The organism is Kitasatospora sp. NPDC005856 (assembly GCF_040629945.1).
Classification (GTDB): Bacteria; Actinomycetota; Actinomycetes; order Streptomycetales; family Streptomycetaceae; genus Kitasatospora.
Genome location: NZ_JBEXWT010000021.1, coordinates 14,118 through 25,034, shown reverse-complemented (window position 1 = coordinate 25,034; position 10,917 = coordinate 14,118). Strand labels below are relative to the sequence as shown.

At 72.6% G+C, this 10,917-nt stretch carries 11 protein-coding genes and 1 pseudogene; 9 read left to right on the top strand and 3 right to left on the bottom strand.

Going from position 1 to position 10,917, the window contains the following annotated elements:
• The first annotated feature begins 21 nt into the window (after positions 1 to 21).
• The 4 genes from ABZ449_RS15395 (at position 22) to ABZ449_RS15380 (ending at position 4,652) form a co-directional block, all read left to right on the top strand.
• Positions 22 to 456 carry a nuclear transport factor 2 family protein gene (locus ABZ449_RS15395; RefSeq protein ID WP_360345667.1) on the top strand — a complete coding sequence of 145 codons (435 nt, stop codon included), beginning with the start codon at positions 22 to 24 and terminating at the stop codon, positions 454 to 456.
• Between the two features lie 138 nt (positions 457 to 594).
• A complete protein-coding gene (locus tag ABZ449_RS15390; protein ID WP_360345665.1) occupies positions 595 to 2,568 on the top strand; it encodes a non-ribosomal peptide synthetase in 1,974 nt (657 codons plus the stop codon).
• Positions 2,565 to 3,800: a cytochrome P450 gene (locus tag ABZ449_RS15385; RefSeq protein ID WP_360345663.1), complete on the top strand. Its 1,236-nt coding sequence runs from the start codon at positions 2,565 to 2,567 to the stop codon at positions 3,798 to 3,800. The genes ABZ449_RS15390 and ABZ449_RS15385 overlap by 4 nt, the downstream gene beginning before the upstream one ends.
• 93 nt (positions 3,801 to 3,893) lie before the next feature.
• A complete protein-coding gene (locus ABZ449_RS15380) occupies positions 3,894 to 4,652 on the top strand; it encodes an alpha/beta fold hydrolase (protein WP_360345661.1) in 759 nt (252 codons plus the stop codon).
• A 19-nt stretch (positions 4,653 to 4,671) separates the two neighbouring features.
• On the opposite strand, the pseudogene ABZ449_RS15375 reads toward ABZ449_RS15380, so the two are convergent.
• Positions 4,672 to 4,779 (bottom strand): annotated as a pseudogene (locus ABZ449_RS15375) (AraC family transcriptional regulator); the annotation flags it as partial.
• A 6-nt stretch (positions 4,780 to 4,785) separates the two neighbouring features.
• On the opposite strand from ABZ449_RS15375, the gene ABZ449_RS15370 reads away from it, so the two are divergent.
• Positions 4,786 to 5,406: a maleylpyruvate isomerase N-terminal domain-containing protein gene (locus ABZ449_RS15370; protein ID WP_360345659.1), complete on the top strand. Its 621-nt coding sequence runs from the start codon at positions 4,786 to 4,788 to the stop codon at positions 5,404 to 5,406.
• Between the two features lie 262 nt (positions 5,407 to 5,668).
• Complete coding sequence (locus tag ABZ449_RS15365; RefSeq protein ID WP_360345657.1) at positions 5,669 to 6,475, top strand: proline hydroxylase; 807 nt, start codon at positions 5,669 to 5,671, stop codon at positions 6,473 to 6,475.
• Positions 6,476 to 6,484: 9 nt separating this feature from the next.
• On the opposite strand, the gene ABZ449_RS15360 is transcribed toward ABZ449_RS15365, so the two are convergent.
• Positions 6,485 to 7,483, bottom strand: a complete 999-nt coding sequence (locus ABZ449_RS15360; protein ID WP_360345655.1) for an alpha/beta hydrolase — start codon at positions 7,481 to 7,483, stop codon at positions 6,485 to 6,487.
• A 165-nt stretch (positions 7,484 to 7,648) separates the two neighbouring features.
• On the opposite strand from ABZ449_RS15360, the gene ABZ449_RS15355 reads away from it, so the two are divergent.
• From ABZ449_RS15355 to ABZ449_RS15345, 3 genes are all read left to right on the top strand, one after another.
• Entirely contained in the window at positions 7,649 to 8,263 is a 615-nt protein-coding gene (locus ABZ449_RS15355) for a TetR/AcrR family transcriptional regulator (protein WP_360345653.1), read from the top strand.
• A gap of 132 nt (positions 8,264 to 8,395) precedes the next feature.
• Positions 8,396 to 8,677, top strand: a complete 282-nt coding sequence (locus tag ABZ449_RS15350) for a hypothetical protein (protein ID WP_360345651.1) — start codon at positions 8,396 to 8,398, stop codon at positions 8,675 to 8,677.
• Between the two features lie 9 nt (positions 8,678 to 8,686).
• Positions 8,687 to 9,439, top strand: coding sequence for an SDR family oxidoreductase (locus tag ABZ449_RS15345; protein ID WP_360345649.1), 753 nt, complete (start codon positions 8,687 to 8,689; stop codon positions 9,437 to 9,439).
• A 74-nt stretch (positions 9,440 to 9,513) separates the two neighbouring features.
• On the opposite strand, the gene ABZ449_RS15340 is transcribed toward ABZ449_RS15345, so the two are convergent.
• On the bottom strand, positions 9,514 to 10,770 hold the full coding sequence (locus tag ABZ449_RS15340; protein ID WP_360345647.1) for a phosphatidylserine decarboxylase family protein: 1,257 nt from the start codon (positions 10,768 to 10,770) through the stop codon (positions 9,514 to 9,516).
• Positions 10,771 to 10,917 lie beyond the last annotated feature (147 nt).

The window sequence follows — 10,917 nt, the reverse complement described above, 5'->3', positions numbered from 1 at the left end:
GATCACAGGAAGCAGCTCGGCATGGTCCACACCCTTCCCCAGCCCGACGAGACGCCGACACCACCCACACCACCGGCCACAGCGGAAACCCCGACGGCCCCGGCACTGGGGGTCTCCCAGGTCCGCCGGTACTACCAGCTCGTCGACGCCGGGGACGTACCCGCGCTGGTCGCCCTGTTCACCCCGGACGCCCGCTACCGCCGCCCCGGCTACCGACCCATGGTCGGGCACGCCGAACTGGAACGCTTCTACCGCGACCAGCGGGTGATCCGCACCGGCGTGCACACCCTGGCCACCGTGGTCACGACCGGCGACGAGGTGGCCGTGCACGGCCTGTTCCGCGGCGTGCTGCACGACGGCGACGAGGTCGAGCTGCGGTTCGCGGACTTCTTCCGGATGACGCCGCAGGGCCGCATCGCCGCACGGGACACCTTCTTCCACGTGCCGGCGGTCTGAGGCGGCGGACGCGCCCGGACCCACCGCGCACCGGCCACCGCGCACCACCTGCCGCGCACCGGCCACCGCGACGACCGCCCACGCCCTCACACGTTCGACCCCGACGGGGACACCTCAGCACAGGAAAGCGGGAAGCAGTTGACCAAGACGGTCCTCACCTCCGACACCTCCGGTACGTCCGGCATCTCCGGCATCTCCGGCATCTCCGGCACCTCCGACGCCCCGGCGTTCGTCGGCAGCGGACGGCCACCGTTCGACGCACGGGCCATCCACGAGCTGGTCGCCGAACAGGCACGGCGGGCCCCGCACGCGCCCGCCGTCACCTGCGACGGACGGACCCTGACGTACCAGCAGCTCAACGACCGCGCCAACCGGCTCGCCGGGCGGCTGCGAGCGGCCGGACTGGCGCCGGAGGACGTCGTGGGCGTGCTGGTGCCGCGGTCGCCGGAGCTGATCGTGGCCCTGCTCGCCGTCCTCATCGCGGGCGGGGCGTACCTCGGACTCGAACCGGACGACCCGGCCGGCCGCCACGCGCTGCTGCTCGAGGACGCCGGCGCGGGCATGGTGATCACCGAGGAGGCCCTGCGCGAGCAGGTGCCCGGCACCGTCGTCACGGTGACGGAAGGCCGCTCGGCGCAGGAGTCGGCCACCGGTCCGGCGGCCCCGGCCCGCCCCGGCGACCCCGACCGGCTCGCCTACGTCAGCTACACCTCGGGCTCCACCGGTGAGCCCAAGGGCGTCGGCGTGCCCCACCGGGCGATCGATCGGCTCGTCCGGGGTGCGGACTGGATGGACGTCCGCGCCGAGGACGTCTTCTTCCACCTCGCGCCGGTGGCGTTCGACGCGTCCACGTTCGAGATCTGGGCCCCCCTCGTCAACGGCTGCCGGCTGGTCCTCTTCCCTCCGGTCGCCATCACGCTGGAGCACGTGGCGCGCGTCGTCCGTGCCGAGCGCGTGACGGTCCTGCTGCTGACCACCGGGCTCCTCCACCAGATGGTGAGCTCCCACCCGGAGGCGTTCGCCGGCGTGCGGCACGTCCTCACCGGGGGCGACGTGGCCTCCCCGGGCCATGTCCAGCACCTGCTGGCCCGCTACCCGGAGCTGCTCTTCACCAACGGCTACGGGCCGACCGAGAACACCACCTACACGACCTGCTGGACCAGCAGCACCCTCCCGGAACTGCGGAGCGTGCCGATCGGCCGCCCGATCAGCGGCACCAGGGTCGCCGTGCTGGACGGCGACCTCAGGCCGGTGCCCGTCGGCGAGTGCGGGGAACTGTACGTGGCCGGCGCCGGCCTGGCCCGCGGCTACCTGGGCCGCCCGGCCGCGACGGCCGAACGGTTCCTGCCCGATCCGTTCGGGACCGAGCCGGGCTCCCGGATGTACCGCACCGGCGACCTCGTGCGATGGCTGCCGGACGGCACGCTGGAGTTCGTCGGACGCGCGGACGACCAGGTCAAGGTCCAGGGCTACCGTGCCGAACCGCGCGCCGTCGAGGTCGAGCTGGAACGGCTCGCCGAGGTGCGGCACGCGGTCGTGCTGCCGCAACCCGATCCGGCGGGCGGTACCCGGCTGCTGGCCTACGTCGTGCCCGCGGAACCCGATCCGGCCGGCACCGCGGACCTCGGCCGGCGGCTGCGCCGTGAACTGCGGGACCGGCTGCCGGGCTACCTGATCCCCTGGGCGATCCTCGTCCGTCCCAAGCTGCCGGTGAACCGCAACGGCAAGATCGACCGCCGGGCCCTGCCCACCGCCACCCGGGTACCGCGCAACGTGGCCAACGAGTTCGTCCCGCCCCTCACCGAGGTCCAGACGCGACTGACCGAGTTGTGGGGCGACGTCCTGGGTGTCGAACCGGTCGGCATCGACGACGACTTCTTCGACCTCGGCGGACACTCCCTGCTGGCCACCGACCTCCTGGTCGCCACCCAGCGCGAGTTCGACGTGGACCTCCCCGCGCAGGCCCTGTACCTGTCGCCGACCGTCGCCGAGCTGGCGACGGCCCTCACCACCCGGATGCGGACGGCAGTCCCGGACGGCTCGACGGAGGGCGCGACGGACGGCTCGACGGAGGGCCCGGCCGACGGGGCGTGGGAGGAGCGGTCCCGATGACGGAGGTTCCCCCGACCACACGATGTCCCGTCCTCGCCCCCCGGCCGGTCGACCTGATCGACCCCGACCTCTACCAATCGGGCGGGGCGCACGAGGTGTGGCGACGGCTGCGCCGCCACGCCCCGGTGAGCTGGCAGCCGGTCGGAGACATCGGCTACTGGTCGGTCGTCGGCTACGCCGAGGCCAACCGGGTACTCCGCGACCACGCCACGTTCACCTCCGAACAGGGCACCCTGCTCAACCTCCTCGGCCAGGGCGACCCCGCCGGCGGCCGGCAGATGGCCGCGACCGACCCGCCCCGGCACTCGCACCTGCGCGGCCCGTTGCAGCAGGCGCTGTCGATCAAGACGGTGGAGAACGACCGGGAGGCCATCCGCCGGGCCGTCGTCGAGCTGCTCCGGCCGTTGGCCGACGGCGGCCCGTTCGACTTCGCCGCCGCCATGGCCACCCTGCCGATGGCGGTGATCGGCACCATGATGGCGCTACCGGCACAGGACTGGCCGAGGCTGACCCGGCTCGCCCACGCCTGCATCGCCGCGGACGACCCCGAGTTCCAGCTCGCCGCCGGGCCACGGGCCACCCTCGTGACCGCCCACCGCGAACTGTTCGCCTACTTCCAGGACCTCGTCACCGCCCGTCGGCGCGCACCGGGCGACGACCTGGTCAGCGTGCTGCTCACCATGGAACTGGACGGACGCCGACTGTCGCCGGGCGAGATCGTGTCCAACTGCTACAGCCTGCTGCTCGGTGCGACCGTCACCACCGCCCAGCCGCCCGTCGCGGCGATGGCCGAACTCGCCGGGACGGCGGTCCCGGACGACTGGGCGGCACACCCGGAGCTGCTCGCCTGCGGCGTGGAGGAGGCACTGCGCTGGGCCTCGCCCACCCAGCACTTCATGCGCCACACCACCCGCGACGTCGAGATCCGGGGCGTGCCGATCCCCGCGGGGGACGCGGTCGTCGTGTGGCTGGGGTCGGCCAACCGCGACGAGACCGTGTTCGCGGACCCGGACACCTTCGACATCCGACGGCGGCCCAACAAGCACATCGCGTTCGGCGTCGGCGCGCACTACTGCATCGGACACACCGTCGCACGGGTGGCCCTGCGGATCCTGTTCGCCGAACTGCTCGGCCGGTTCACCGGCTTCGAACTCGCCGGGACGCCGCGGCGCATGCGCTCGAACATCATCGCGGGCTTCACACACCTGCCGATCACCGCGCGCACCCGATAGGAGCCGACGCCCCGCCGCCGCCCGCCGGCACCGCGGCCGCCCGCACCACCGCGGCCGAACCCGAGAAGAACGCCCCCACCCGGAAGGACATCAGTGGACGCTCCGACGGCCCGTACCCGCAACAAGTGGTTCCTCCGCGAGCCGTCGCCGGTGGCACCGGCCCGGCTGTTCTGCCTGCCCTACTCCGGGTGCGGAGCGAGCATGTACCGCCAGTGGCCGTCCTCGGTCGACGGCGTCGAGGTCTGCCCCGTGCAGCTGCCCGGCCGGGAGAACCGGATGCGCGAGCCCGCCCACACCACGTACGAGGCGCTGGCCGACGACCTCTGCGAGGCGCTGCGCCCCTACGTGGACCGTCCCTACGCGCTGTTCGGGCACTGCGGCTCCGCGTTGGCGGCGTACGAGACCGCGGTACGGCTGGTCGAGAGGGGTTGCCCCGCCCCGACCCGGCTGTTCGTCTCCGCCGAGGTCGCGCCGCAGGACGGCCCCTACGGGCGCTTCCTCGACATGAGCGACGACGAGCTGGCCGCCGAACTGCGCGGGCTCGTCGCGGAACTGGGCGGCACCCTGGAACCGAGCCTGCTCGCGCTCTACCTCGGCGTCCTGCGGAACGACGTCGACATGAACAAGCGGTACCACGTGGCCGAGCCCGTCCGGTTGCCGTGCCCGGTCACCGCCATCGGCTGGACCGAGGACACGGGCATCACGCCGTCGCTGATGACCGGCTGGTCGGCCTGCGGCGACGCGGCCTTCGAACTCCTGGAGGGAGGCCACTACCGCTTCATCGAGGCACCGGCGGAACTGCTGGCGCTCCTGGCCGCGGATCTGACGCCCACCCGGTCCCGCACACCCTGACAGCGGGTCGTCGGCCGCGTCAGGCGGGTGCGGCGGGTGAGCGGAAGGCCCGGCGGTAGTCGGTGGGGGTGACACCGACGCGGGCGGTGAAGTGGCGGCGGAGGTTGGTGGCGCTGCCGAGGCCGCTGCCCCCTTGGCCGTCGACTCGACTGCCGACTCGACCGCCGTGGGCACCGACTGGCCCGGGCTGGTCATCGAGGCCGCCGCGGAGACCACCAGCGCCCTGGATCAGGCGGCGTCCGCCGACTGGTCCCGTGTCCCGGCGGGGAGCGACTGGACCGCCCGCGCCACCCTGGACCACCTCGCACTCGGCCTGCTCGGCTACGCCGGCCTGCTCACCGCCCGCCCCACCGACCGCTACATCACCCTCTTCGGCTCGCTCGACCCGGCGGCCCCGATCGTGCACTGCCTGGAGGGCCTGCGCATCGCCGCCGGCCTGCTCGCCACCACCGTGCGCGACACCCCGCCGGACGTCCGGGCCTGGCACCCCTGGGGCCACTCGGACGGTCCCGGCTTCGCCGCCATGGGAATCGTCGAACTCCTCGTCCACGGCCGGGACTTGGCGAAGGCCCACGGGCTTCCCTGGCGGCCGCCGGACCGCCTCGCGGCCCCCGCCCTGGCCCGGCTGTTCCCGGACGCTCCGCACGGCCACGGCTCCAGTCACACCCTGCTCTGGTGCACCGGCCGCACCGCTCTCCCCGGACACCCGCGCCGCCCGGCCGACGGCTGGAGCTGGGAGGGCCGCGTCCGCTGAGGCCGGGCGCCGTCCAGGGGTTGTGGACCTCCACCGGCACCGGTACCGGGTTCACGGGCCCGGAGCTGGCGTGGGACAGCGCCACCGGCCCGGCCAAGGGCTGGAACTGGATGAACAGCAGGATCGGTTGAGGGCTCCCTTCGTTCGGCGAGCCCCGTGCATCACCTATAGTGATCGAATGCTTCCCTTGCGTAGCGACTCGCGTCGTGGAGGGGGCAGCGGGCTCCCGCCCTTCCGCTCGACCTCTCACCACGGGGAATCCATGGCTGACATGACGCCGGACCGGCGCCGCGACGAGGCGATGTTCGCCGTGGAGACGGCCCGGCAGGGGGAGTTGCGGGAGGTTCTGCAGCGGTTGGCCGCCGGCACCTGCGCGATCGTGCGGGTGCCGGACCTGCTCCAGGGCGACCTGGCCGACCTCGGAACCCGCATCGAGCGGGCCGACTTCGAGCCCTACGACGAGGAGCGGCTCGATCCGCCGATCCTGAAGTTCGGCCCCGCGGTCTACGACTACTACACCCAGGGCCAACTCCGGGACGCCTACTGGGTGAAGGCGGAGCGGACCCGAGAGGCCGCACGCGACCTCTACGGCGGGAGCGACCCGGCGTCGGCCGTCCTGCGACGGCTGAACGCCGAGCTCGGCATCCCGGTGCGCCCCGCGACCATCGGTGGGCGCGCGCTGCACGTGGGCATCCTCCGCGAGTTCCCCACCGGCTCGAAGATCCACTACGACGAGGTGGAGCGGGAGTTCCCGGGCCGCCTGGACGACCGGCCCATCGTGCAGCTCGCCTTCAACCTGCACCTCACCGCCGCCGAACACGGCGGCGCGCTGACCGTCTGGCGGCACCGCTGGATCCCCGCCGACGACGCCTTCGGGGACGGCTACGGCTGGGCCCCCGAGGCCGTCGCCGACGCGCCCTCGGCCACGGTGCTGGCCGGGCCCGGCGAAGGCGTCTTCTTCGACTGCCGCAACTTCCACCAGGTCCAGGACTTCGCGGGCGGCCGTCGGATCACCCTCTCCCTCTTCCTGGGATTCACCATGACCGGCGAACTGATCGCCTGGTCCTGACCTCCCCGGTCACCACGACGACCCGCTCTCCGAAGCCGCCTCGGCCGTCGAGGGCTCCGAGGCGGTCCGCTTGCCGCCGTACGGAGCGAGGAAGGTGGTGAGGGCCGCCAGCATCGCCTCCGGGGCTTCCTCGGCGGGGTAGTGGCCGCACTCGGGGAGGACCAGGCTCTCCACGTCGTCGGCGGCGAGCTCCATCGTCGCGCCGACCGCGGCGCCCAGGTTCCGCGCCCCGCCGATCGCGAGGACGGGGAGGGACAGCCGCCGAGCCGCGCGCTGCCGGTTCTGGGCGATGGTCGTGTCGAGCGCGCGGTAGAACTCGAAGCTGCAGCGCAGGGCCTCCGGATCGGCGGCGAGGAGGCCGGCGTAGTACCGGACGGCGTGGTCGGGCAGTGGTTTCGCGGACTTCGTGGCGAACTGGTGGCCGAAGTAGAGGTGCTCCCGTCCGCTGACCAGTTTCTCGTTGAGGCCGTCGAGGCGGTTGAAGGCGAAGTGCCAGAGCCGGTCGTTGGCGTCCTGGCTGCCGAAGAGCGGCGGCGTGGGGGAGAGTCCGGGGACCGCCGCCTCGGCGACGACGAGCCGGTCGAGCCGGTCGGGGTGGTCCGCGGCCAGGGCGTAGCCGGTCCACATGCCGACGTCGTGGCCGACCATGGCGAACCGGCGGTGCCCGAGGGCGTCCATCAGCTCCACCAGGTCGCGGGCGAGCGTGCCGGTGTCGTACCCGTTCAGGGGCTTGTCGGACAGTCCGACTCCGCGTGGATCGACCGCGACGACCCGGAAGTCCTGTGCCAGCGCGGGCATCAGGAGGCGCCAGGCGTACCAGCTCTGCGGCCAGCCGGCGAGCAGCAGCAGCGGGGGGCCCTCGCCGCCGGTGACGGCGTGCAGGCGCAGATGCCCGGTGTCGACGTACCGGCTGGTGAAGGTCTGCGCGAATCCGGCCGGGAGCTCCGGTGCCCCGGTGGCGGAGCCGGGGCCTTGGGGTGTGGTCGGGGGTGTGGACGACAGGCTCATGGTCTTTCCTCTCGCGGTGCTGACGCCGGGCCACTGGCCGTCACGGTAGCCATCTTGGACTGATCGGTCAAAGATGGTCCCACCGCCCGGCCCGAGAATGTTTGACCGGTCGGTCCAAGACGCGGGTAGGCTCGCCCCGGACAGGTGAAACGGGAGGTGGGTGCGGTGGCCGGCCGGAAGCAGTTCGACGTCGACGCGGCGCTGGACCAGGCCATGCGGGTGTTCTGGCAGCGCGGATACGCGGGAGCCTCACTGGACGCCCTCGGCTCCGCCACCGGCCTCGGCCGCGGCTCGCTGTACGGCACCTTCGGCGGCAAGGAGGCGCTGTTCCACCAGTGCCTCGACCGCTACGCGTCGGTCTACGGCGCCCGGTACGAGCGGGCGCTCGCCGCCCACCCCGGTGATCCGGTGCGCGCCGTCGAGGCGTTCTTCGACGTCGTCCTGGAGCGCATCGCCGACCCGTCGGTTCCCACGGGGTGCCTCATCGCGCAGTCCGCCGCGCAGTCGCCGACGCTGACGCAGGAGAGCGGCGCGCGGGTGCGGGGCCTCCTCGACCTGCAACACCGACGCGTCCGCGCCGCCCTGGCGGACTCCTCGGCCGACGCCCGGACGCTCGACGAGCTCGCCACCTTCGTCGTCGCCGTCAACCAGTCGCTGGCCGTGCTGAGCCGGGCCGGCGCCCCGGGCACCGAGCTGCGATCGGTGACCCGCCTGGCCTGCGCGACGGTGGCGGACTCCCTCGCCCGGGCGGCATCCGGGACGGACGGCGCTCCGAACTGACGGACCGGAGCCCGGCACCCGGGCCCGCCACGGTCCCACAATCCGGTCAGGCTCCTGGCCGGGTAGGACGGCTGACCCCCGACGGTTCGGGCGTCGGCAGAGCAGAGCACCGAGTCGCACGGGAGGCACACAGTGACGGACCGCAGGCAGCCGGTGGTCGTCTCCGGGGTGACCAGAGGGCTCGGACGGGCCCCGGCCCGACGCTTCGCCGCACTGGGCCATCCGGTGGCGGGGTGCGGCCGCAGTGCCGGCGCGCTGAGCGACCTGGCGTCCGAACCGGGTGACGGCCACCGCTTCGAACGGGTCGACGGCACCGACGCCGAATGGGTCGACGCCTGGGCCGAGAACGCCGTCGACTACCTACTCCACCGCTTGCCGGCGCAGAGCGATGCGACCGGTCTCACCGTGAACTGAGGAACACCTATGAACACCACACTTGACAACACGCGCGTTGTCGTGACCGGAGCGGCCCGCGACTTCGGCCGGACCCTGGCCATCAGGTTCGCCCAGCTCGGCGCCGAGGTCTACCTGTCCGCCCGCAGCCTGAAGGCGGCACAGGCGACCCGCGACGAGATACGCGCGCTCGGCCACGACAAGGTCCACGCCTTCTCCTGCGACCTGACCGATCCGGCCTCGGTGCGGGGGTTCGCCGAGCAGGTCGGCGCGCTCACCGACCGGGTGGACATCCTCCTCAACAACGGCGCCATGTGGCTGGACGGTTTCGACCTCGGCACCGCCACCGACGAGCAGATCCTGGCGACGATCACGTCCGGCGGCGCGGGCACCGTCCTGATGGTCAAGCACTTCCTGCCGCTGCTGCGCGCCTCGGAGCGCCCCGACATCGTCAACATGGTCTCGGTGGCCGCCTCCCCGCGCATCGACGAGTGCTCGGGCAGCCCGGCCTTCTACGCCGCCAAGGGAGCCCAGGCGAACTTCGCCGAGATCCTGTCCCGGCGGCTGCGCCCGGAGGGCGTGCGCGTCATCTCGCTGTACCCGCCGGACTTCGACAACGTGGACCCGCTGGGCGAGGACTGGGAGGCCACCGACCGCCGGGCCGGTTCGCCCCTCACCTCGCAGTCGCTGCTCGACTGCGTGCTGTTCGCCGTGAGCCAGCCCAGGGACTGCTTCATCCGTTCCTTCAACTTCGAGCCGGTGGCCGACGTCACCAAGGGATAGCCGGCGGTGTCGCGCGGCCGAGGTGGGGACGGGGCGGGGAGCGCGGTGGATCCGGTCGCCGCGCTCCGGGCGGCTCACGTCTTCAGGTGGGCGACCGGGAGGTTGACGTCGAGGTTGGAGTCGCCGGGGAACTTCGTGGGGACGAAGTCGAGGTCCGGCCCCGGGCGGAAGACCAGGCAGTGGGTGGAGCCGCCGTAGTGGAAGGTGCCGATCTCGTCGCCCCGCTCGACCTCCTGGCCGACACTCACGGTCACGTCGCAGGAGGAGACCTCGGCCATGCCGATGGCGACGAAGGCCATCAGCCCGACCGCCGGTTCCTCGGCCCGGAGGTAGACCACGGCGCGGGCGGCCAGGTGGGCGATGTACCCCTGGGAGAGGTCGGGGGCGGCGACGTCGCACAGCGCCGCGGGTGTCTGGGAGTAGTACGTGCCGGGGATGTTGCGGACGGCGACGATCGTGCCGTCGACGGGGCTGTGCCAACGGTGGTAGTTGAGGGCGCTGAGGAAGGCCTGGTAGACGGTGCCGTTGACGAACTCCTCGGGTTCCGGTTCCTCCGGGCCCTTGTGGGCGGAGTCGAGCAGGTAGGCGAGGGCGTACGGCTGGCCCTTCAGCCAGAACGTGTCGCGCTGCCGGACGCTCCTGGCCAGCCGGTAGGGGACGGACTCGCACGCGTTGGCGACGTCGTTGCCGGTGGCGATCGGCCGTACGCCGGGCCTGAGCCTCCTGGTGAAGAAGTCGTCCCACGACGTGAATCCGTAGTACTGGTCGTCGGGGTCGCACCGGTAGGTCTCCACGAACTTCGGCATGGCCTCCAGCGCCCTTTCCCCGAACCAGCCGGTGGGGTCGTCGCGGTCGAGCACGTACGTCGACTCCGGGCTCTTCAGGTACGCGCCCCACTCGTTCAGCATGTCGTGAAGGCGCTCGTTGACCTTGTCGTCGAGGAAGGCGGCGAAGCCGGCCTGGGTGCCCATCGCCCAGTTCAGGATCGCGTTGATCGGGAAGCCGACGAGGCCGGAGGTGTTGAAACGCGGTGCGCTCCGGATGGCCGCGTCGAACAGCCGGAGCAGCTGGTCGACCGACGTGACCTGGGGGTATCCGGTCGGCGTCTCCCGGTGGGACAGCTGCCTCAGCATGTCGTCGAAGAGCATGTAGGTCTTCGGATCGCTGTCGATCAGGTCCTGGAGCCTGGCGACGGACGGCTTCAGCGGCTCCGTCCTGCCCAACCGGCCCCTGACCTTGACGGACTCGATCAGGTCGTCCAGCCAGTCCCGCAGGAAGCGCTGGTCGGACGGGAGCCATCCGCCCGCGCGCACGGTCGAGACGAGTTCCATGGGATGTCCTCACCTGTGGACGTCTGGCCTCACCCGGGCGAAGCCCGCCCCTCCCCGGTGAACGCGAGCCGCGGTCCCGGCCCGCGCCGGGCGGAACGCGACGCACGGGCAGGCCCTGGTACCTCCACCGTAGGCACGGTGCCGAGC

Excerpts from the sequence above, each read along its gene's own strand:
- ABZ449_RS15360 (WP_360345655.1), bottom strand. The coding sequence starts at position 7,483 with ATGAGCCTGTCGTCCACACCCCCGACCACACCCCAAGGCCCCGGCTCC.
- ABZ449_RS15365 (WP_360345657.1), top strand. The coding sequence starts at position 5,669 with ATGGCTGACATGACGCCGGACCGGCGCCGCGACGAGGCGATGTTCGCC.
- ABZ449_RS15395 (WP_360345667.1), top strand. The coding sequence starts at position 22 with ATGGTCCACACCCTTCCCCAGCCCGACGAGACGCCGACACCACCCACA.
- ABZ449_RS15340 (WP_360345647.1), bottom strand. The coding sequence starts at position 10,770 with ATGGAACTCGTCTCGACCGTGCGCGCGGGCGGATGGCTCCCGTCCGAC.
- ABZ449_RS15345 (WP_360345649.1), top strand. The coding sequence starts at position 8,687 with ATGAACACCACACTTGACAACACGCGCGTTGTCGTGACCGGAGCGGCC.
- ABZ449_RS15385 (WP_360345663.1), top strand. The coding sequence starts at position 2,565 with ATGACGGAGGTTCCCCCGACCACACGATGTCCCGTCCTCGCCCCCCGG.